22 protein-coding genes are annotated in these 21,559 nt (G+C 60.0%); 11 read left to right on the forward strand and 11 right to left on the reverse strand.

From position 1 onward, the window contains the following. The first annotated feature begins 12 nt into the window (after window positions 1-12). Window positions 13-3,039 (forward strand): multidrug efflux RND transporter permease subunit, encoded by a 3,027-nt coding sequence (locus J3P92_RS19245; protein WP_420765201.1) that lies wholly within the window; start codon window positions 13-15, stop codon window positions 3,037-3,039. Between the two features lie 78 nt (window positions 3,040-3,117). On the opposite strand, the gene J3P92_RS19250 is transcribed toward J3P92_RS19245, so the two are convergent. The 5 genes from J3P92_RS19250 to colR all read right to left on the reverse strand — a co-directional run bounded on the left by J3P92_RS19250 (window position 3,118) and on the right by colR (window position 6,792). Next, window positions 3,118-3,345 carry a hypothetical protein gene (locus J3P92_RS19250; protein ID WP_420765202.1) on the reverse strand — a complete coding sequence of 76 codons (228 nt, stop codon included), beginning with the start codon at window positions 3,343-3,345 and terminating at the stop codon, window positions 3,118-3,120. Window positions 3,346-3,347: 2 nt separating this feature from the next. Further along, a complete protein-coding gene (locus tag J3P92_RS19255; protein WP_434648704.1) occupies window positions 3,348-4,055 on the reverse strand; it encodes a lipopolysaccharide kinase InaA family protein in 708 nt (235 codons plus the stop codon). Window positions 4,056-4,060: 5 nt separating this feature from the next. After that, on the reverse strand, window positions 4,061-4,729 hold the full coding sequence (locus tag J3P92_RS19260) for a class I SAM-dependent methyltransferase (protein ID WP_420765204.1): 669 nt from the start codon (window positions 4,727-4,729) through the stop codon (window positions 4,061-4,063). Window positions 4,730-4,841: 112 nt separating this feature from the next. Further along, window positions 4,842-6,119: a sensor histidine kinase gene (locus tag J3P92_RS19265; protein ID WP_434648706.1), complete on the reverse strand. Its 1,278-nt coding sequence runs from the start codon at window positions 6,117-6,119 to the stop codon at window positions 4,842-4,844. Beyond that, entirely contained in the window at window positions 6,109-6,792 is a 684-nt protein-coding gene (gene colR / locus J3P92_RS19270) for a two-component system response regulator ColR (RefSeq protein WP_039591775.1), read from the reverse strand. The genes J3P92_RS19265 and colR overlap by 11 nt, the downstream gene beginning before the upstream one ends. A 197-nt stretch (window positions 6,793-6,989) precedes the next feature. Here colR and J3P92_RS19275 point away from each other — a divergent pair, with 197 nt between their 5' ends. Beyond that, window positions 6,990-7,733 (forward strand): phosphatase PAP2 family protein, encoded by a 744-nt coding sequence (locus J3P92_RS19275; protein WP_434648708.1) that lies wholly within the window; start codon window positions 6,990-6,992, stop codon window positions 7,731-7,733. Window positions 7,734-7,938: 205 nt separating this feature from the next. On the opposite strand, the gene groL is transcribed toward J3P92_RS19275, so the two are convergent. The 4 genes from groL to J3P92_RS19295 all read right to left on the reverse strand — a co-directional run bounded on the left by groL (window position 7,939) and on the right by J3P92_RS19295 (window position 11,473). After that, the gene (groL, locus tag J3P92_RS19280; RefSeq protein WP_030142514.1) at window positions 7,939-9,582 is read right to left on the reverse strand and encodes a chaperonin GroEL; all 1,644 of its coding nucleotides are present in this window, start codon (window positions 9,580-9,582) and stop codon (window positions 7,939-7,941) included. 50 nt (window positions 9,583-9,632) lie between these two features. After that, window positions 9,633-9,926, reverse strand: a complete 294-nt coding sequence (locus J3P92_RS19285; RefSeq protein WP_039591772.1) for a co-chaperone GroES — start codon at window positions 9,924-9,926, stop codon at window positions 9,633-9,635. A 272-nt stretch (window positions 9,927-10,198) separates the two neighbouring features. Then, on the reverse strand, window positions 10,199-10,675 hold the full coding sequence (locus tag J3P92_RS19290) for an FxsA family protein (RefSeq protein ID WP_420765208.1): 477 nt from the start codon (window positions 10,673-10,675) through the stop codon (window positions 10,199-10,201). A 66-nt stretch (window positions 10,676-10,741) separates the two neighbouring features. Further along, window positions 10,742-11,473 carry a HugZ family protein gene (locus tag J3P92_RS19295; RefSeq protein WP_434648709.1) on the reverse strand — a complete coding sequence of 244 codons (732 nt, stop codon included), beginning with the start codon at window positions 11,471-11,473 and terminating at the stop codon, window positions 10,742-10,744. A gap of 156 nt (window positions 11,474-11,629) precedes the next feature. Here J3P92_RS19295 and J3P92_RS19300 point away from each other — a divergent pair, with 156 nt between their 5' ends. After that, window positions 11,630-12,388, forward strand: a complete 759-nt coding sequence (locus J3P92_RS19300) for an SDR family oxidoreductase (RefSeq protein ID WP_434560281.1) — start codon at window positions 11,630-11,632, stop codon at window positions 12,386-12,388. Between the two features lie 128 nt (window positions 12,389-12,516). Here the strand turns inward: J3P92_RS19300 and apbC are convergent, their stop codons facing one another. Next, entirely contained in the window at window positions 12,517-13,611 is a 1,095-nt protein-coding gene (gene apbC / locus J3P92_RS19305; protein WP_420765211.1) for an iron-sulfur cluster carrier protein ApbC, read from the reverse strand. A 235-nt stretch (window positions 13,612-13,846) separates the two neighbouring features. On the opposite strand from apbC, the gene metG reads away from it, so the two are divergent. The 8 genes from metG to J3P92_RS19345 all read left to right on the forward strand — a co-directional run bounded on the left by metG (window position 13,847) and on the right by J3P92_RS19345 (window position 20,629). Continuing rightward, window positions 13,847-15,892, forward strand: coding sequence for a methionine--tRNA ligase (metG, locus tag J3P92_RS19310; protein WP_420765212.1), 2,046 nt, complete (start codon window positions 13,847-13,849; stop codon window positions 15,890-15,892). Between the two features lie 125 nt (window positions 15,893-16,017). Next, entirely contained in the window at window positions 16,018-16,590 is a 573-nt protein-coding gene (locus tag J3P92_RS19315) for an Rnf-Nqr domain containing protein (RefSeq protein ID WP_420765213.1), read from the forward strand. Next, window positions 16,587-17,597 carry an electron transport complex subunit RsxB gene (rsxB, locus tag J3P92_RS19320; RefSeq protein WP_434648711.1) on the forward strand — a complete coding sequence of 337 codons (1,011 nt, stop codon included), beginning with the start codon at window positions 16,587-16,589 and terminating at the stop codon, window positions 17,595-17,597. Before J3P92_RS19315 ends, rsxB begins: the two co-directional genes overlap by 4 nt. Continuing rightward, a complete protein-coding gene (locus J3P92_RS19325) occupies window positions 17,584-18,570 on the forward strand; it encodes an RnfABCDGE type electron transport complex subunit D (RefSeq protein ID WP_434648713.1) in 987 nt (328 codons plus the stop codon). The genes rsxB and J3P92_RS19325 overlap by 14 nt, the downstream gene beginning before the upstream one ends. After that, complete coding sequence (locus tag J3P92_RS19330; protein WP_434648714.1) at window positions 18,567-19,178, forward strand: RnfABCDGE type electron transport complex subunit G; 612 nt, start codon at window positions 18,567-18,569, stop codon at window positions 19,176-19,178. Before J3P92_RS19325 ends, J3P92_RS19330 begins: the two co-directional genes overlap by 4 nt. After that, on the forward strand, window positions 19,171-19,701 hold the full coding sequence (locus J3P92_RS19335; protein ID WP_434607407.1) for an Rnf-Nqr domain containing protein: 531 nt from the start codon (window positions 19,171-19,173) through the stop codon (window positions 19,699-19,701). Before J3P92_RS19330 ends, J3P92_RS19335 begins: the two co-directional genes overlap by 8 nt. Further along, a complete protein-coding gene (gene nth / locus J3P92_RS19340; RefSeq protein WP_420765218.1) occupies window positions 19,698-20,336 on the forward strand; it encodes an endonuclease III in 639 nt (212 codons plus the stop codon). The genes J3P92_RS19335 and nth overlap by 4 nt, the downstream gene beginning before the upstream one ends. A gap of 107 nt (window positions 20,337-20,443) precedes the next feature. Beyond that, window positions 20,444-20,629: a PA3496 family putative envelope integrity protein gene (locus tag J3P92_RS19345; protein WP_420765219.1), complete on the forward strand. Its 186-nt coding sequence runs from the start codon at window positions 20,444-20,446 to the stop codon at window positions 20,627-20,629. Window positions 20,630-20,678: 49 nt separating this feature from the next. Here J3P92_RS19345 and J3P92_RS19350 read toward each other — a convergent pair whose 3' ends face one another. After that, complete coding sequence (locus J3P92_RS19350) at window positions 20,679-21,305, reverse strand: response regulator (protein ID WP_420765220.1); 627 nt, start codon at window positions 21,303-21,305, stop codon at window positions 20,679-20,681. Window positions 21,306-21,559 lie beyond the last annotated feature (254 nt).

The raw sequence follows: 21,559 nt of genomic DNA on the forward strand, positions 1-21,559 counted from the left end.
CAAGGAACCCCCATGGCTTTTACCGATCCGTTCATCCGCCGCCCGGTGCTCGCCACCGTGGTCAGCCTGTTGATCGTGCTGCTGGGCTTCCAGGCCTGGAGCAAACTGCCCCTGCGTCAGTATCCACAAATGGAAAACGCGCTGATCACGGTGACCACCGCCTATCCCGGCGCCAACGCCGAGACCATCCAGGGCTACATCACCCAGCCGATGCAACAGAGCCTGGCCAGTGCCGAGGGCATCGACTACATGACCTCGGTCAGTCGGCAGAATTTCTCGGTGATCTCGGTCTATGCCCGCATTGGCTCCAACAGCGACCGGCTCTTCACCGAACTGCTGGCCAAGGCCAACGAAGTCAAGAACCAGTTGCCCCAGGATGCCGAGGACCCGGTGCTCAGCCGTGAGGCTGCCGATGCCTCGGCGCTGATGTACATCAGTTTCTTCAGCAAGGAACTGAACAACCCGCAGATTACCGACTACCTGTCGCGGGTGATCCAGCCGAAGCTGGCGACACTGCCCGGCATGGCCGAAGCGGAGATCCTCGGCAACCAGGTCTTTGCCATGCGCTTGTGGCTGGACCCGGTCAAGCTCGCGGGCTTTGGCCTGACCGCCGCCGACGTGACCAACGCCGTGCGCCAGCACAACTTCGTCTCCGCCGCCGGCGAGGTGAAAGGCGAATACGTCGTCACCAGCATCAACGCCAACACCGAACTCAAGTCCGCCGAAGCCTTCGCAGGCATACCCCTCAAGACCGACGGCGACAGCCGCGTCTTGCTACAGGACGTGGCGCGGGTGGAGATGGGCGCCGAAAACTACGACACCATCAGTTCCTTTGGCGGCACGCCCTCGGTGTACATCGGCATCAAGGCCACGCCCGGCGCCAACCCGCTGGATGTGATCAAGGAAGTTCGCAAGATCATGCCGGAGATGGAAGCCCAGCTTCCGACCAACCTCAAGGCCGAGATCGCCTACGACGCCACGCTCTTCATCCAGGCCTCCATCGACGAGGTGGTAAAAACCCTGTTTGAGGCGGTCCTGATCGTCATTGTCGTGGTGTTCCTGTTCCTCGGCGCCTTGCGTTCGGTGCTCATCCCGGTGGTGACCATTCCCCTGTCGATGATCGGGGTCATGTTCTTCATGCAGTTGATGGGCTATTCCATGAACCTGCTGACACTGCTGGCCATGGTGTTGGCGATCGGCCTGGTGGTGGATGATGCCATCGTGGTGGTGGAGAACATCCATCGACATATGGAGGAAGGCAAGACCCCGTTCGACGCTGCCATAGAAGGCGCCCGGGAAATCGCCATGCCGGTGGTTTCGATGACCATCACGCTGGCGGCGGTTTACGCGCCTATCGGCCTGCTCGAAGGCCTGACGGGCGCGCTGTTCAAGGAGTTCGCCCTGACCTTGGCCGGGGCGGTGGTGATATCCGGCATCGTCGCCCTGACCCTGTCGCCGATGATGTGCGCGATGCTGCTGCGCCATGACCAGAATTCCTCGGGGCTGGCCCATCGGCTGGACGTAATCTTCGAACGCCTGAAGAACCGTTACCAGCGCATGCTTCATGCCACGCTCGAAACCAGGCCCGTGGTGCTGGTGTTTGCGGTGATCGTGCTGCTGTTGATACCGGTATTGATCATGTTCACCAAGTCCGAGCTGGCGCCAGACGAAGACCAGGGCATCATATTCATGATGGCCAATGCACCAAAGACGACCAACCTCGATTACCTGAACGCCTATACCGATCACTTCATCACGATCTTCAAGGAATTCCCTGAGTACTATTCTTCCTTTCAGATCAACGGCTATAACGGCGTGCAGTCGGGCATCGGCGGGTTCCTGCTCAAGCCCTGGAACGAACGCAACCGCACCCAGATGGAGATCTTGCCGGAGGTCCAGGCCAAGCTGGAAAGCATCCCGGGCCTACAGATCTTTGGCTTCAACCTGCCCTCGCTGCCGGGCACGGGCGAAGGGTTGCCCTTCGAGTTCGTCATCAATTCGCCGAAGGACTACACGACGCTTCTGCAAATTGCCGAGCGAGTCAAGAAACGGGCGCTGGAGTCCGGCAAGTTCGCCTTCATGGACATTGACCTGGCTTTCGACAAGCCCGAGGTCGTGGTGGATATCGATCGGGCCAAGGCTGCCCAGATGGGTGTTTCCATGCAGGACCTGGGCGGAACCCTGGCGACGTTGCTGGGTGAGTCGGAGATCAACCGCTTTACCCTGGAAGGACGCAGCTACAAGGTAATAGCCCAGGTCGAACGACCGTTCCGGGACAATCCGGACTGGCTGAACAACTACTACGTCAAGAATGCCCAGGGTGAATCGCTCCCGCTCTCGACGCTGATCAAGGTCAGCGACCAGGCACGACCGCGGCAACTGAACCAGTTCCAGCAGCTCAACGCCGTGACGATCTCGGGTTTCCCCACGGTGAGCATGGGCGAGGCCATCGAGACGGTCCGCCAGATCGCTCGCGAGGAAGCACCGGTGGGGTTCGCCTTCGACTACGCAGGGGCTTCACGCCAATTCGTACAAGAAGGCAGCGCGTTGTGGGGAACCTTCGCCCTGGCCCTGGCGATCATTTTCCTGGTGCTGGCGGCGCAGTTCGAGAGCTTCCGGGATCCGCTGGTAATCCTGGTGACGGTGCCCTTGTCAATCTGCGGCGCATTGATCCCGCTGTTCCTCGGCTGGTCGAGCATGAACATCTATACCCAGGTAGGCCTGGTGACGTTGATCGGGCTTATCAGCAAGCACGGCATCCTGATCGTCGAGTTCGCTAACCAGCTGCGCAAGGAACAAGGGCTGAGCCCGCGCGAGGCCGTGGAACAAGCCGCATCGATTCGTCTGCGGCCAGTGTTGATGACCACTGCGGCGATGGTATTCGGCATGGTGCCGTTGATCCTGGCCACCGGTGCCGGGGCGGTGAGCCGCTTCGACATCGGCACAGTGATCGCCACGGGAATGTCGGTGGGTACCTTGTTCACACTGTTCGTATTGCCTTGCGTCTACACCTTGCTGGCAAAACCGCAGAAGCGGTAACACAGGCTGCCGGAACAATGCTGACCTAAAAAAACAAAGGCCTCGCAAATGCGAGGCCTTTGTTTTAAGTCATGAAACTCAACTTTGCGGCTTCATGCCTTGAGACAGGCCAAACATGAACAACAGCAGATCGTTGTCCGGTTGGATCGCCTCGCTGGCCTTGGCAATCCGAGGCACAGGGCAATGGGCGCCCACCGTGGAGGCACTGAGAATCTGCGAGCGCGGCTGTTCCCATACCGCCACCGCCATTGACGTAACTGCCAGGGCTCCGATCAAGAACAAACCTCTAGCAATTTCTACTTTCATCGCTATAAACCTTTGATAGCGCTGCCAAACGCCGTTGTATAAAAGTAGACGAGTTTTTTCCAGTCGCCATCGTGGAACGACGAATGGCGCCGCAGCTGCCTCATGTCGTGGGCGGCCGCGCTGCGGGCAGTCAGGCGTTGACGGCATTTTTCCAGGTCCAGCAGTGCGATTTCAGCCTTGGCCGACTCGCCCTCCCCTGTTACACGCACGAATACGTGCTTGATATAAAGACAGCCATGCTGCCATCGCCCTTTGTGCATGCGAGCCAGGTTTTCGGCCAACGCCTGGAGGATACGGTCATGCACCGCCTCGCCATGACGTTCGCGCCCACCCGCGGCGTACCATTGTTCGATTTCCTCGAAACCGTCCAACGCTTGGGTAACCAACAGCGCGCGCCATTTATGTACCGGGTCCCTCTGCGCACCGCAGAAAACCACCCGAGGCACCGTGACATTGAGTTCTGTCAGGGCCACCAAGGCTCGCTCTTCGCGCAAGACAGTCGGACGGCCGAAGGGGTGCAACAAGCTGCGGTAGATATGGCCGGTCTGGCGCTTGGAATAGAGCAATCCGTCGCCGTCGTTGATCCGTTGCACACCGCTTTCACCGCCCCGCCGCGTGTTGGGTTCCTCTACCCAGTCACCCCTTTGATTCCAAAAATGATCAAAGCAACTGCGAGAAGCCGCCGGGGCTTCTACTGCTTGTACAACCATGCCCATTACCCCTTGCGTAATACATAAACTCGCCACATGGCATAGAGCGGTAGGAAATCCAGTTGTTCCTGGATGCGGAAGCCAGCTTGTCGAAATTCGGCCTCCACTGTAGCAACCGGTAACACAAATCGGTTCTGGTAGTCTTTCTGCCCACGGGTTCGCTCAAGACGCTTGCGTTTCCAAGCCTTGAAATTGCCATCGACCCACAATGAAACGATGACGCTGTCGCGGCTGACACGCCCGAATTCACGCAGGATTGCCAGGCGATGCGCGGGTTCACCGATGTGGTGCAACAAACGCATGCAGAAAATGCTGTCAACGGCGTTATCAGGCAAGGCGATGTCGAACGCAGAAGTGTGCAAAGGTTGTACCCGTTTTACGACATCGGCGGGTTGGACGCTCATTGCGGTTTGCAGCATGGCTGCGGAATTGTCCGCGCCGATGATGACCCGGTTCGATTTCTCGGCCAACAAGGGCCAGAAACGTCCGGCGCCACAAGGAAGGTCCAGTACCAGGCCAGGGTCACCGGCCAGGGCCAAGGCGCGGCGCGCCAGTTGCTGGTCGCGCCGATTGGAGAGGCGGCGGCTGAACCCGCTGCGGTGTTTATGGAAATATTGCCTGGCGTGTTGCTCGTCGTACTTTTCGGAAAAATCCAGCTTGATGGCTTTGGACATGGGGGCCCCTCCGTTATTGATGGGCCCAGCCTATGAACAGATGTGTCATCGCCTCGTGAAAAAACCGTCATGGATCTGAGCGAATCATTTCAAGGCTTTTCCGGGACGCACTTCAACCCTTTGGATTCAGCTCCACCTCGAAACGGCAACCGTTGGGCTCCATCGTACTGAGGCTCACTGTCCAGCCCTGGTCCTCGCAGATTCGCTGTACCAGCGAAAGGCCCAGCCCCAAGCCCTCGCCACGCTTTTCATTACCTCGCACGAATGGCTCGAACATCGCCTCGCGCTTCTCTTCGGGGATGCCCACGCCGCTGTCCTCGACCATGAACCCAGTGACCGTCAGGGAGACGCGGATAAACCCCTGGTCGGTGTAATGCAAGGCATTACGCAGCAAGTTGCCCATGACGGCGGTCAGGAATGTGGCGTTGTACAGCGTATCGGTCGTTTGCCCGGGCTCGAAGATCAACGTCAAACCTTTGGACTCGATCGGCGCGCGCCAGACACCGAGCAGGTTGTCCGCTACCTGTCCAAGGGTCGAGCGAGGGGAGATTCCATTGTCTTCGCGCTGGGCCCGGGCAAGCATGAGGAAGGTCTGCACCAACTCACGCATCTCCTCACTGGCCCGGTTGATGCGTTCAACCTGGGTACGCCCCCGCTGGTCAAGCGCCGGGTTTTCCAACAGCAATTCGCAAGACGTGGCAAGGACCATCAACGGCGTGCGCAATTCATGGCTGACGTCGCTGGTGAATAAACGCTCACGGGTCAAGGCTTGGCGTAATCGGCCCAACGTAGCGTCGAACGCCACGGCCAGCTCGCCCACTTCGTCGGCGGCATAGTCCGGCGCGAGCGGCGGGGCAAGTCCAAGGAGCTGGTCGCGATGCCGCACTTGGCGAGCCAGACGCACTACAGGTGCCATCACTCGACGTGCCAGCACCCATCCGAGGAATACCGCCAGCGCCAGGCTGAGCACGAAGCCCACCAACACCACGGCGAACAATACCCGTTCGCGCTCCTCGAAATCGCTCTGGTCTTGCAGCAATACGTAATGGCGACCGTCAACGATTTCCACCATCGCGTGGTAGGACAGTTGCTCACGAAACACTTCATGAAAGCCCCGATCCAGGTGACGCAGGTCCTTGGGCAACTCGAAGTCACCCGGACCGCCGCTGAAATAGAACAACTGATCGGGTTCAGGCCGATGACTCCAGTCGGAGACGCTGTCCATCAGCAGCAGACGTTGCAGGTCACCGCCAAGGCCGGCGGAAATCAGTTTTTCCTCCACCAGGTGAACGGTTGCCACGATGCCCAGGGCAAATGCGCCCGCCACCAACGCGCTCATCAAGGCGAACGCGATGATGATCCGTTGGGCAAGGCTCTGCTTAAACTCCATCCCGGCCCTCGGCCAAGCGGTAACCGACGCCATGCACCGTGTGCAGCAGTGGTTTCTCGAACGGTTTGTCGATCACCTGGCGCAGTTGGTGGACGTGGCTGCGCAGGCTGTCGCTGTCCGGGCAATCATCGCCCCACAGGGCTTCTTCGAGGATTTCCCGGCGCAGCACGTGGGGGCTTTTCTGCATCAGTACCGCGAGCAACTTGAGGCCAACGGGGTTGAGCTTGAGCAACCGGCCCTCACGGGTCACTTCCAACGTGTCGAGGTCGTAGCTCAGGTCGCCGACCTGCAACGCGCGACGCCCGCCACCCTGGGCCCGACGCATCACCGCTTCGATCCGCGCGGCCAATTCCGACAACGCAAAAGGCTTGACCAGGTAATCGTCAGCCCCGGACTTGAATCCCTGCAGGCGGTCGTCCAGCTGGTCCCGCGCGGTGAGCATGATCACCGGCGTATCACGCCGGGCGTCTTCACGCAGGCGCTTGCACAAGGTGTAGCCATCGATGCCTGGCAGCATGATGTCGAGCACGATCAGGTCGTAGTGCTCGGTCGCGGCCAGGTGCAAACCCGACAAACCATCCTGGGCACAATCGACGGTATAACCCTTGAGTCCCAGGTAATCGGCCAGGTTGGCCAGGATGTCGCGGTTGTCTTCGACCAATAGAATTCGCATGGGCATCTCTCCTGCACACGTAGGCGATCGTCGTGGCCCGCGCAGCTTAAGGCCAAGCGTGTTCCGCGGCTAGGGTTGTCTCGGCTGGGGTTGGGGCATTGACGAGTTTTTCACCCCGCATTCACGCCTGCCCAACGCGACGCGGACGAGACTGGGCGCAACCTGCTGCTCAAGAACATCCACAAAAGGTACTGTCCATGGTTTGCGCTAGCCTTCGCCCTGTTTCAAGGCCATTGAATTTCGGAATCGCGCTGGGGGTGCCTGTAGTTGTTGCGCTGATCCTGGTGGTGCTGGAACTGACTACGCTTGACATGGACCTTGCCAGTCTTTTTTACAGTGCGGCCGAGGGCGGATTCATCGGACGGCATAGTTTTTTTCTCGAAGACATCCTGCACGACCGGGCCAAGCAGATGGTCATCGTCTTCTGCATCCTGGCGGTCGCGGGGTTCATCGCTTCGTTTTTTGTCGATCGCCTCACACCGTTCAAGCGTGAACTCGGTTGCCTGGTCTTATCGCTAGCGCTGGCAACGGCGTTTGTCACGCCGCTGAAGGCCGTGACGGCGGTGCAATGCCCTTGGAGCCTGAAGGAGTTTGGCGGCAAGGAAACCTACAGTGAATTGCTGAGCCCGCGCCCGGCCACTGACAAGCCCGGCCGTTGCTGGCCCGGCGGACATGCCGCAACGGGGTTCACGCTGTTTGCGCTGTTCTTCGTATTACGCGACCGCCGTCCCCGCCTGGCCCGTCAATCACTGGTATTTGCCTTCGCACTGGGCACCGTTTTCTCCGTGGGTCGGATGATGCAAGGGGCGCATTTTTTCTCCCATAACGTGTGGACAGCGGTGTTCTGTTGGCTGATCTGCCTGGGGTGTTACTACTTCGTGCTGTATCGACCGGCTGCCATGGCTGATCGCGCAGCGCTGAACCAACCCGCTAACGCCTGAGCATGGAATAACCCTGTGGGAGCGAGCTCGCTCGCGATTGCGGTGTGTCAGTTTCCATATCTGGCACTGATGTACCGTCATCGCGAGCAAGCTCGCTCCCACAGGTCCCCCCAGGAAAAATGCGCCCCCGCGTCAAAATCCAAGGCAATAAAAAACCCCGCTTGCTTTCGCAGGCGGGGTTTTTCGCTACAGGGGTAAGGCTGGCTTACATCATGCCGCCCATGCCACCCATGCCGCCCATGTCTGGCATGCCGCCGCCAGCTGGAGCGTCTTCCTTGATTTCAGCGATCATCGCCTCGGTGGTGATCATCAGGCTGGCAATCGACGAAGCCGCTTGCAGAGCCGAACGAGTCACTTTGGCTGGGTCCAGGATACCCATTTCGATCATGTCGCCGTATTCGCCGGTAGCAGCGTTGTAACCGTAGTTACCCGAACCCTGCTTGACCTTGTCGACCACTACGCTTGGCTCGTCGCCGGAGTTGGCAACAATCTGACGCAGAGGTGCTTCGACAGCGCGACGCAGCAGTTGGATACCGACGTTCTGGTCGTCGTTGTCGCCTTTCAGCTCGCTGATGGCTTGCAGAGCACGAACCAATGCCACGCCGCCGCCAGGTACCACGCCTTCTTCAACGGCTGCGCGGGTTGCGTGCAGGGCGTCTTCAACGCGGGCTTTCTTCTCTTTCATTTCAACTTCGGAACCGGCGCCAACCTTGATCACCGCAACGCCGCCGGACAGTTTGGCCAGACGCTCTTGCAGTTTTTCACGGTCGTAGTCGGACGAGGTCTCGGCCACTTGTGCACGGATCTGGGTCACACGAGCCTGGATATCGGCATCGTTGCCAGCACCGTCGATCACGGTGGTGTTTTCCTTGGACAGGATCACGCGCTTGGCGTTACCCAGATGCTCCAGGGTGGTGCTTTCCAGGCTCAGGCCGATCTCTTCGGAGATAACGGTACCGCCGGTCAGAACGGCGATGTCCTGCAGCATGGCCTTGCGACGGTCGCCGAAGCCTGGAGCCTTGACGGCTGCAACCTTAACGATGCCACGCATGTTGTTCACAACCAGAGTCGCCAGGGCTTCGCCTTCGACGTCTTCAGCCACGATCAGCAGTGGGCGGCCGGCTTTGGCAACGGCTTCCAGCACTGGCAGCATTTCGCGGATGTTGGAGATCTTCTTGTCGACCAGCAGGATCAGCGGGCTGTCCAGCTCGGCAACCATGGTATCTGGCTTGTTGACGAAGTACGGGGACAGGTAGCCACGGTCGAACTGCATGCCTTCAACAACCGACAGTTCGTTTTCCAGGCCCGAGCCTTCTTCAACGGTGATCACGCCTTCCTTGCCGACTTTTTCCATGGCTTCGGCAATGATGTCGCCGATGGAGTTGTCGGAGTTGGCGGAAATGGTACCAACCTGGGCGATCGCCTTGGAGTCAGCGCAAGGCTTGGCCAGACCCTTCAGTTCCTTGACGATGGCGATGGTCGCCTTGTCGATGCCGCGCTTGAGGTCCATCGGGTTCATGCCGGCAGCGACGGCTTTCAGGCCTTCGTTGACGATCGACTGGGCCAGTACGGTCGCGGTGGTGGTACCGTCACCAGCGTCATCGTTGGCACGGGAGGCAACGTCTTTGACCAGTTGCGCGCCCATGTTTTCGAAGCGGTCCTTGAGCTCGATTTCCTTGGCTACGGAAACGCCGTCCTTGGTGATGGTCGGAGCGCCGAAGCTCTTCTCGATGATCACGTTACGGCCTTTCGGGCCCAGGGTCGCTTTTACTGCGTCAGCCAGGACGTTGACACCGGCGAGCATTTTCTTGCGGGCGGAATCGCCGAATTTAACTTCTTTAGCAGCCATGATCGATATTCCTTAAATACTTTGTAGTAGCGGGAAAATGAGCGGGGAAATCAGCCTTCGAGAACAGCGAGGATTTCGTTCTCGCTCATGACCAACAGGTCTTCGCCGTCGACTTTCACAGTGTTGCTGCCGGAGTAAGGGCCAAACACAACCTTGTCACCCACTTTCACGGCCGGCGCACGTACTTCACCGTTTTCCAGTGCCTTGCCTGGACCTACAGCGAGAACTTCACCGTGGTTGGCTTTTTCAGCAGCCGAACCTGGCAGGACGATACCGCCAGCGGTTTTCTTCTCTTCTTCGCTGCGACGGATGACGACGCGGTCATGCAGAGGACGAAGCTTCATTGTCGATCTCTCCTAATTTTGGTTTTCATCGGCCGGTGTAGTCCCGGCGGGTTTAACAAAAGCCGGCGGAGCCGGGGTGCGGTTCGTCAAGCGAACCGCGGAAGTCTGTCCAGTGTCGCCACCGGAAACCTTGCGGTGACCCATACATAAGGGCGTGCAAGTCGATTACAAGGGGCGGCGATGAAAATTTTTGCTTTACGAAGGCTCAAACGGACACGGCACCCGAAGGTGCCGTGCTGCTCGATAGTTGCTTGGGAAAGTTGATTGAAGGGTCACTTGGGATCGCGATGTTCGAATTCGCCTTCGATCACGTTCGGCTCGCGACCTACGGGCTCCCTGGGGGCCGGGCCGCCCCGGGACTGAAGATCATCGGCGAACGCTCGCTGGCGCATCGCCTGCTCTTCGGCACGCTGGCGCATCTTGTTGGCGAGCAAGCGGCGGGTGAACGGCAACAACATGACCAGGCCCAGCACGTCGCTGATAAAACCAGGCAGGATCAACAGGCCGCCACCCAAGGCCAGCATCAGTCCTTCCAGCATGGTCTGCGCAGGCAGCTCGCCACGGTTCAGGCTTTCACGGGCACGCAACGCCGTGGCGAGGCCGGCGATGCGCAACACGAAGACGCCGAGCATCGAGCCGAGAATGACCAGCAACAGCGCCGGGAAGAACCCGATCGCACCGCTGACCTTGACGAATACGAACAGCTCCAACACCGGGAACAGCAGAAAGAGCAATAAAAATGGGCGCATCAAAGGGTTCCTCAACGCAAGAAGACCTTGCTATGAAAACCTAAATGACGTCGCCCTTTCGTGAATTCAAGCATCGACCTCGGCATTTTTTGGCCATTGCTCGGCGTGAGCCAGATAAACCAAGGCTTCGCGCACTTGTGTCGGCGTGTTGCAAGGGTTCGGAAACGCCAGCCAATACAGCCCTTGTCCGATGCGCAAGTGCATACCTTCGCTGTCGATGCCGACCAAACGCGCCGGTTCGTTTTTCGGCAGGCCGCTCAACTCCACGTAATGGGCGATGGCCTTGGCGTGATCAGCGTTCATATGGTCGATCATGCTGGTTTCAGCCTTGCCGGCGAACGGGTTGGAGAGGGTTACCTGATCGATCCAGTGAATGGCGCCGAAACCCCCGATGTAGCGATGGCGCACCGGATCGAGCACCCAGAAGTCGAAGTCGTGGGCCTTGTGATAGTTCTGCGACTCGGGAAAGTAGCGGTAATAACGCTCGGCGGCGGCATCGATGGCAACGCTATCTTCGAGTTTACGGGCCTCGGCCATGTAGGTCAGGCGCCCCACGGCCTGTACATCCTCAGCGCCCCGCTCGCCCACCAGCATGGAACACTTGGGGTCTTTTTGCAGGTTGTGAGTGTGCTGGGCGATACGGCTGATCAAGACCAGCGGCCGGCCCTGGTCGTCCAGGCAATAGGGGACCACGGAGCCGAACGGAAAGCCGGGCATGGATTTGGAATGGGTGGAGAGCACTCCACGGTACTCCTTGAGCAACAGTTCCCGGGCATGCTTGGCTGCTTCGACGCTCAATTTATGACTCCTTTAATGAAATCCGTCTAGAAAACGATCAGGCGAGTGGAGTAATGTTCCGACACCTCTGGACTGTCTCGCTTGCAGCCGGGCCAAACCCGCAAATCGAGCGCTACCTAAACAGTCCCTCCACCGCTGCGCCATCTGGACATGAGAATGCAACTCACTGACAAAGTAATCATTATCACTGGCGGTTGCCAGGGCCTGGGGCGTTCCATGGCCGAGTATTTCGCCGGCAAGGGCGCGAAGCTGGCGCTGGTCGACCTCAATCAGGAGAAACTCGACCAAGCGGTCGCCGCCTGCGCCGCCAAGGGCGTCGAGGCTCGCGCCTACTTGTGCAACGTCGCCAATGAAGACCAGGTGATCGACATGGTGGCCCGCGTTGCGCAGGACTTCGGCGCGATCCATGGGCTGATCAATAACGCTGGCATCCTGCGCGATGGCCTGTTGCTCAAGGTCAAGGACGGCGAAATGACCAAGATGAGCCTGGCCCAGTGGCAGGCCGTGATCGACGTGAACCTTACAGGTGTGTTCCTGTGCACCCGTGAAGTGGCGGCCAAGATGGTCGAGCTGAAGAACAGCGGCGCGATCATCAATATCTCGTCGATCTCCCGCGCCGGCAACATCGGCCAGACCAACTACTCGGCCGCCAAGGCCGGCGTGGCCGCTGCCACCGTGACCTGGGCCAAGGAACTGGCGCGCTACGGCATCCGTGTGGCGGGCATCGCACCGGGGTTCATCGAAACCGAAATGACCCTGGGCATGAAACCAGAGGCCTTGGAACGAATGACTTCGGTGATCCCGCTCAAGCGCATGGGCAAGCCTGAGGAAATCGCGCATTCGGCGGCCTACATCTTCGAAAACGACTACTACACCGGTCGGATCCTGGAGATGGATGGTGGAATGCGGATCTAAACCCACCGCCTAGCAAAATGTGGGAGCGAGCTTGCTCGCGATGGCGCCGGGTCAGCTTGCATCAATGTTGGATGTCAGACCGCTATCGCGAGCAGGCTCGCTCCCACAGTGGATAGGGTTTCACTCTATCAATCGTCGCTGACGGTGATGTTCGGCATCACAGGCGACGCGGCTTCCTGCAATACGATCCGCGCGCCGACGTGGCGAGCCAGCTCCTGGTAGACCATGGCGATCTGGCTGTCCGGTTCGGCGATGACGGTTGGCTTGCCACCGTCTGCCTGTTCGCGGATCACCATCGACAACGGCAGCGAGGCCAGCAGTTCGACGCCGTACTGGGTTGCCAGTTTTTCCCCACCGCCTTCACCGAACAGATGCTCGGCGTGCCCGCAGTTCGAGCAAATGTGCACGGCCATGTTCTCCACCACGCCCAGCACCGGGATGTTCACCTTGCGGAACATCTCCACGCCTTTTCGCGCATCCAGCAAGGCCAGGTCCTGGGGCGTGGTGACGATCACCGCGCCGGCCACCGGGACTTTCTGCGCCAGGGTCAGCTGAATATCGCCGGTGCCTGGTGGCATGTCGATGACCAGGTAATCCAGGTCGCCCCAGGCGGTTTGCGTGACCAACTGCAACAAGGCGCCGGACACCATCGGCCCGCGCCAGACCATGGGGGTGTTGTCGTCGGTCAGGAACGCCATGGACATGACTTCGACGCCGTGTGACTGGATCGGCACGAACCATTTCTGATCTTTTATCTGTGGGCGAGTACCCTCGGCGATGCCAAACATGATGCCCTGGCTCGGACCATAGATATCCGCATCGAGAATCCCGACCTTCGCACCTTCACGGGCAAGCGCCAGCGCCAGGTTGGCGGCAGTGGTGGACTTGCCCACGCCGCCCTTGCCCGAGGCGACCGCGATGACATTCTTGACGTTCGCAAGTCCAGGCACTTGGGCCTGGGCCTTGTGAGCGGCAATGACGCTGGTCACTTCGACCTTGGCGGCCGTGACACCGTCCAGCCCCTCGATGGCCATTTGCAGCATTTGCGCCCAACCCTTCTTGAACAGATCGGCGGCGTAGCCGATTTCCAGATGGACAGTGACGCGATCGCCCTGGATATCGAGGGCCCGCACGCATCCGGCGCTGACCGGGTCCTGGTTCAGGTAAGGGTCGGTGTACTGGCGAAGGACGGCTTCCACCGCTGCGCGATTGACGGCGCTCATGGGCAACTCCGATAGCAAGACTTGAAAACAGGCCGCTATCCTACGCCGCACATGCTTTTGTGGCGACCCGATTACCATTCGAACGCTGACCTTCTTTGGCGAGGGGATTTATCCCCTCGCCAAAGGTTGGGCCTGTGCTCTCCAGCAATGCATCTGGAAACAGGCCCGTGGGGTGAAATATATTTCCCGGCGCTTTATAGTGGCCGACCTCCGTTTCATCAAGTAGCCGAGCCCCATGTCCGAGCCACGCAAGATCCTCGTCACCAGCGCCCTGCCCTACGCCAATGGTTCGATCCACCTTGGCCACATGCTGGAATACATCCAGACCGATATGTGGACGCGCTTCCAGAAACATCGCGGCAACCAATGCATTTATGTCTGCGCCGACGACGCCCACGGCTCGGCCATCATGTTGCGCGCGGAAAAAGAAGGCATCACCCCGGAACAACTGATCGCCAACGTCCAGGCTGAACACAGCGCCGACTTTGCCGAGTTCCTGGTGGACTTCGACAACTTCCACTCCACCCACGCCGAAGAAAACCGTGAGCTGTCGAGCCAGATCTACCTGAAGCTGCGTGACGCCGGGCATATTTCCACCCGGTCGGTGACCCAATATTTCGACCCGGAAAAGAAAATGTTCCTGGCCGACCGCTTCATCAAGGGCACCTGCCCGAAATGCGGCACCGAGGACCAGTACGGCGACAACTGCGAAAAATGCGGCGCCACCTACGCCCCGACCGACCTGAAAGACCCGAAATCGGCGATTTCCGGTGCAACCCCGGTGCTCAGGGACTCCCAGCATTTCTTCTTCAAGCTGCCGGATTTCCAGCAGATGCTGCAGACCTGGACCCGCAGCGGCACGCTGCAGGACGCGGTTGCCAACAAGCTCGCCGAGTGGCTCGACTCGGGCCTGCAGGAGTGGGACATTTCCCGCGATGCGCCGTACTTCGGCTTCGAGATCCCTGGCGAGCCAGGCAAGTATTTCTATGTGTGGCTGGACGCGCCCATTGGCTACATGGCCAGTTTCAAGAACCTCTGCGACCGCACCCCGGGGCTGGACTTCGACGCCTTCTGGGCCAAGGATTCCACCGCCGAGGTGTATCACTTCATCGGCAAGGACATCGTCAATTTCCACGCGCTGTTCTGGCCCGCCATGCTCGAAGGCGCCGGTTTCCGCAAACCGACCGGCATCAACGTCCACGGCTACCTGACCGTCAACGGCCAGAAGATGTCCAAGTCCCGCGGCACGTTCATCAAGGCGCGGACCTACCTGGACCACCTGTCGCCGGAATACCTGCGTTACTACTACGCCGCCAAGCTCGGCCGTGGCGTCGACGACCTGGACCTGAATCTCGAAGACTTCGTGCAGAAGGTCAACTCCGACCTGGTGGGCAAGGTCGTCAACATTGCCAGCCGTTGCGCCGGTTTCATCCACAAAGGCAACGCTGGCGTGCTGGTTGCCGGTAACGCCGCGCCGGAACTGACCGACGCCTTCCTCGCCGCCGCGCCAAGCATCGCCGATGCCTATGAGAGCCGCGACTTTGCACGCGCCATGCGCGAGATCATGGCCCTGGCCGACCGCGCCAACGCGTGGATCGCCGACAAGGCACCCTGGTCGTTGGCCAAGCAGGACGGCAAGCAGGATGAAGTCCAGGCGATCTGCGCCCTGGGCATTAACCTGTTCCGCCAACTGGTGATTTTCCTCAAGCCGGTGCTGCCGCTGCTGGCCGCCGATGCCGAAGCGTTCCTCAACGTCGCGCCCCTGTCCTGGAACGATCACCAGACCCTGCTGAGCGATCATCAGTTGAACGAGTTCAAGCCGCTGATGACCCGCATCGACGCGACCAAGGTGCAAGCGATGATCGACGCCTCCAAGGAAGACCTGGCCGCCAGCCAGACCGACACCGGCGGCCCGAGCGGCAACGGCGAACTGGCCAAGGACCCGCTGTCGCCTGAAATCGACTTCGACGCCTTCGCGGCGATCGACCTGCGCGTGGCGCTGATCGTCAAGGCTGAAGCGGTCGAAGGGGCCGACAAGCTGTTGCGCCTGACCTTGGACATCGGTGACGAGCAGCGCAACGTGTTCTCCGGCATCAAGAGCGCCTACCCTGACCCAGCCAAGCTTGAAGGCCGGCTGACGATGATGATCGCCAACCTCAAGCCACGCAAAATGCGTTTCGGTATTTCCGAGGGCATGGTGATGGCGGCGGGCCCCGGCGGCGAAGAGATCTACCTGCTAAGCCCCGATAGCGGCGCCAAGCCGGGCCAGCGGATCAAGTAACGCAACTGCACGCGGCACCGATCCCACAGTCGCTAACGAGTGACTGTGGGATTTTCATATCTGGCTCGCCGTCACGGTGTGCCGGATAATGCCCATCCTGTCACAGGCCCTATCGCCCCATAGCCATGACCGAAATCCTCTTATCCCTGTTGAGCGCGGCCCTGATCAACAACCTGGTGTTGCATTGGCCGCTGGGCGTCGATCCGTTGCTGGCAGCCAAGGGTCGAAGCCAGGTGCATGCCCTGGGCCTGGCGACGGCGTGCCTGATGCTCTGTGTCGGGAGCGTGGGCTATCTGATCGACCAATGGTTGCTGGTCCCGGCCGGCCTGGCGTCAATGCGGCTCTTGCTATGGCTGCCCCTGAGTGTCTTGCTGATCAGGCCGGTGCTGGGGCTGCTGAAGCACTGGCTGCCCATGCTGCCGCTTGCTGGCTTGTGGCCGCTGCTACTCGGCAATGTCGGCATATTGGGCGTCACGCTGCTCAATAGCCGGGAGGCCACCGGCCTGGGCCACGCCATGTCCTTGAGCCTGGGGGGTGGACTGGGTTTCTGGCTGGTGTTAAGCCTGTTCGAAGACTTGCGACAGCGAATCCACGACAACGATATTCCCATGCCCTTGCGGGGGCTGCCGATCCAACTGATCAGCGCCGGCCTGATGGCAGTGGCGTTTCTCGGATTGCGCGGGCTGGTCAAGACATGAACCTGATTCAACACATCGATGTCCTGCTTCCGCAAACTCAATGCGGCAAGTGCGGTCACCCCGGGTGTAAGCCCTATGCCGAAGGGATCGCCCAGGGTGAGCCGATCAACAAATGTCCGCCTGGCGGACGGGAAACCATCGCAGCCTTGGCCGAACTGATGCGGGTGCCGGCCTTGGAGCTGGACGCCAGTCGCGGCGCGGCACCGGCGCAAATCGCGTTTATCCGGGAAGCCGAATGCATCGGCTGCACCAAGTGCATCCAGGCCTGCCCGGTGGATGCGATTGTCGGCGCGGCAAAGCTGATGCACACCGTTCTCATCGACGAATGCACCGGCTGTGATCTTTGCGTGGCGCCTTGCCCGGTGGATTGCATCGAGATGCGGCCATTGCCGGTGGCGACGGTAACGCCGATCGTGGGAGGACTCGCCTCCAGCGACGAGGAGCGGCAAGCGCGAGCCGCCAAGCGCAATCACGCTCGTCAGCGTTTCGAGCAACGCAACGCGCGCTTGCGTCGTGAAGATGAGGCGCGCCAAGCCGAGCGCCTGGCCAGAATCCAGCGGAACGCCCAACCGGCCCGGGCGCAGCCACTCGATCCCGTGCAGGCAGCATTGGAGCGAGTGCGCGCGCAGAAAGCCGCCACTGCGGATGCCGCCCTGAAGAAAGCCAAGGTCGATTTGGCCATGAGTCGGGCACAGTTGCACAAGTCCTTGAGAGCGTTCGGCCATCCGCCGACCTACGAGCAACAGTCACGGCTGATCGTGCTGCAACGTCAGTTCGAAGCGGCAGAACAGGCATTGGCCCAACTGGAAAGCGCTGCGTCGCCCGCCACGCCGGCACCGGTGCCGGCAAATGACGCCGAACTGAAGCGGGCCAAGATTCAGCTGGCGATGCGTCGCGCCGAACTCAGCAAGGCCCGGGCGGCCGCTGCCTCTGCGGAGCAGCTTCAAGCATTGGAGCAAGCCGTCAAGGACGCCGAGCGGCAGGTGGATGTCCATGCCGCTCGCTGATCCGCTGGACGAACGGCTGCGCCAGGCGATGCGGCGTGTACTGCTGGCGACGTTGCCCGGCGTTCTGGCCTCGATGTGGTTCTTTGGTTGGGGTGTGTTGCTGAACCTGTTGTTGTCCGGGCTGACCGCGCTGGCGATCGAGGCGCTGATATTGCGTTTGCGGCGACGACCCATCAAGCCAGACCTGGGCGACGGCAGCGCATTGGTCAGTGCCACCTTGCTGGCCCTGGCCTTGCCAGCGTATTGCCCTTGGTGGCTGACCGTCACGGCGGTCGCCTGCGCCTTGTTGTTTGGCAAGCACCTTTGGGGTGGGGTCGGCAGCAATCCGTTCAATCCAGCGATGCTCGGGTATGCCCTGGTATTGATGGCGTTCCCCCAATACATGAGCCAATGGCCAACGACCCATGGCCTGGGCCTGATGGACGGTTTGCGCCTGGTCGCCGACATGGGCCAGCCCCCCGATGGCTGGGCCGGCGCCACCGCGTTGGACAGCCTGCGGGTAAACACCAGCCTGACCATCGACGAGCTGTTTGCCAGCGACCCGGCGTTCGGCCGCTGGGGCGGACACGGTGTGGAGTGGATCAACCTGGGGTTCCTTGCCGGCGGCCTGTTCCTGTTGCAACAACGGATTTTCACGTGGCACGCCCCCGTGGGCATGCTGGCCAGCCTGTTCACCGTCAGCCTGTTGTTCTGGAACGGTTCGGGCTCGGATTCCCACGGTTCGCCACTGTTTCATCTGCTGACCGGCGCAACCATGCTCGGCGCGTTTTTCATCGTGACCGAACCCGTGTCGGGCGCCAAAGCCCCGTTTGCCCGGCTGTTGTTCGGCGTAGGCGCGGGGCTGCTGGTCTACGTGGTCCGCGCCTGGGGTGGGTTGCCGGACGGCATAGCGTTTGCGGTGTTGTTGATGAATCTCGGCGTGCCGGCCCTGGAGCGCTTCGTCGAGGCACGACAAAGGCGCCCGCTGACATGAAAAAAATCGCCGGCGTTGCGATCCTGGTGTTGCTTGGCGGCCTTGCCATCGGCGCCACGTACCTGGTGCAAACCGGCACCGCCGGGCGCATCGAGGCGCAGCGCCAAGCCATCGCCAACCGGACCTTGCTCGACATACTGCCGCCCGACCGTTACGACAATCAGCCGATGGCGCAACCGCTCATCGCGGCTCCGGTGGCGCTGCCCCGCAGCACATTGCTGGGCGCTTACCTGGCAACTCGCGACGCAGTGCCCAGCGCCGTGTTGCTAAGCAGCCAGGTACAGGGCTACGAGGGCAGCATCGAGCTACTGATCGCCGTGGATCCGACAGGACGCGTATTGGGCGTAAAAATCCTGCGCCAGTCGGAAACTCCCGGCCTCGGCGCGGCGATAGCCGGCTGGCCGAATGCCTGGCTGCAAACCTTCGAGGGCAAGTCGAGCCAGGTGCCTGCCGATGAGAGTTGGGCGTTGAAAAAGGATCACGGCCAGTTCGACCAGTTGGCTGGCGCGACGGTCACATCCAGGGCGGTGCTCCAGGCTGTCCACGATGCGTTGCGTTACTTCGACGGGCATAAGACGCAGCTGACGGGAGCGATCAGTCATGAATAACTCCATACCCTGGTCCCGCGGCCTCGTGCTCGTTCCTCTGGTGGGAGCCAGCGACTCGCTGGTGAATGCGCTGGTCCTGTGGCTCGCCTGGGTCTTGATCAGCCTCGCCCACGGCTCGACACTGGCATTGCTGGGGCCGCGCCTCACGGACCGCCAGCGACTCATCGCATCCTGCGTCGTGGCCGCCGCCATGACCGCCTGCGCCGACCTCCTCGTCCAGGCCTGGATGTTGGAGCGCCATGGCGCGCTGAGCATGTACACCGCATGGATCGCACTGAGCTGCGTGACCCTGGAACAAACCGCTGTCGTCGAGCGCCGCTGGCTTGCTCACCTCAGGTTGGCGGCGCAGTTCGGCCTCTTGATCGTCAGCCTGGGCGCTTTGCGCGAGCTGATCGGCAGAGGCGTGCCAATGGCCCTGCTCGCCCCCGGCGGATTCATTCTGCTCGGCCTGCTGCTCGCCGCCTATCAAGCCTGGACAGGCATCAAACCCCGTTCGACCCAAGAGGAAACGCCGCGCCCATGAACGCCGCAAAACGTCTGGAAATCTTTCGTCGTTTTCATGAAGACAACCCCGAGCCAAAGACCGAACTGGCCTACTCTTCCCCTTTCGAGTTGCTGATCGCGGTGATTCTATCGGCCCAATCCACCGACGTCGGTGTCAACAAAGCCACGGCCAAGCTTTTTCCCGTAGCCAATACACCGCAGGCGATCCTTGCCTTGGGCGTCGAAGGGCTGTCCGAGTACATCAAGACCATCGGGCTTTTCAACAGCAAGGCGAAAAACGTGATCGAGACCTGTCGCCTGCTGATCGAGCGTCACGGCGGTGAGATTCCCCAGTCCCGCGAAGCGCTGGAAGCTCTTCCAGGTGTCGGTCGCAAGACCGCCAATGTGGTTCTCAATACCGCATTCCGTCAATTGACGATGGCCGTCGACACCCACATTTTCCGCGTCAGTAACCGGACTGGGCTGGCGCCGGGCAAGAACGTGGTGGAAGTGGAAAAGAAGCTCATGAAATTCGTCCCCAAGGATTACCTTCTGGATTCACACCACTGGCTGATCCTGCATGGGCGTTACGTCTGCCTGGCCCGCAAGCCCCGTTGCGGGAGCTGCCGGATCGAAGACCTATGTGAATATAAGCACAAGACATCGGACGATTGATGCGCTATTGCTTTTACGCATCCGCCGATTGAAAAAATCTTTTTTACCCGCCGGTTGTTTATCGATATAAGGAGCGCCAATGGCAGTCTTAGCCTGGAGTCGACCCCATGAGTACTGGCAAAGAACAACTGGATGTAGTGGAAGACGATTTCGTCGCCGTTGAAGGTGACGATGCGGAACCTGTTGTCGTGGAAGTGGCAAAAACCAACCTGAGTAAACGCCGCACCATCGACAACCTGTTGGAAGAGCGTCGTCTCCAAAAGCAACTCGCCGATTACGATTTTGATCTCTGACACGTAAAAGCCTCCCAGATGGAGGCTTTTTACTGTACGCGTGCCCGATTCAGACCAGTCCATTTCGTTGTGCCAGTTCAATCAGGTCCACCAGCGAACGGGCATTGAGCTTCAACAACAAGCGGGTTTTGTAGGTGCTGACGGTCTTGTTGCTCAGGAACATCCCATCCGCGATCTCTTTGTTGGTCTTACCGCGAGCCAGTTGCTGCAGCACCATCATCTCTCGCCCGGACAAACGTTCCACCATATCCGACTCGCTGGCATTGCCAAGGCTTGAACGCACCGTGTGCAATGCCTGGTTGGGAAAATAGCTATAGCCCGACAGCACCGCTTTTATCGCACTCAACAGTTCGGTCAGGTCCTGCTGTTTGCATACATAGCCGGCGGCCCCCGTTTGCATGCAGCGCATCGAAAAATGTCCAGGGGCCTGGGAAGTCAGCACCAGCACTTTCAATGGCGAAGGATTGATGGTCAGGCGAGCGATAACCTCCAATCCATCCAACTTCGGAATTCCAATATCGAGAATAACGATGTCGGGCATTTGTTCCCGGGCAATCTGCAATGCATCGACGCCGTTATCCGTTTCGGCAATAACTTCATATCCATGACGCTCCATCAGCAAACGTACAGCAAGACGAATGACGGGATGATCATCCACGATCAGCACTTTATTCATGGGCAAATCCAACTTCGCTGTTCGAATTTTTAGAGCACGCACAATAGCCTAGTCATTTCTTCCTTGGCATGTCGTCCCCCCTTACCGCTCGCAGCGAAAGACGCAACCTACAAGCAACGCAGAAAAATCCTACAAATAACCTTCCAAATAATGTGCCATGAATTTTCCCGAGGGGTGCGAACGGCAATTCTCACGCGTCGAACACCCTATGAATAATGCGCCTTCTCGTCAAAAACCTGATTACCTGCCACCCA

Source organism: Pseudomonas sp. D3-27, assembly GCF_051132165.1.
In the GTDB taxonomy this organism is placed as follows: Bacteria; Pseudomonadota; Gammaproteobacteria; order Pseudomonadales; family Pseudomonadaceae; genus Aquipseudomonas.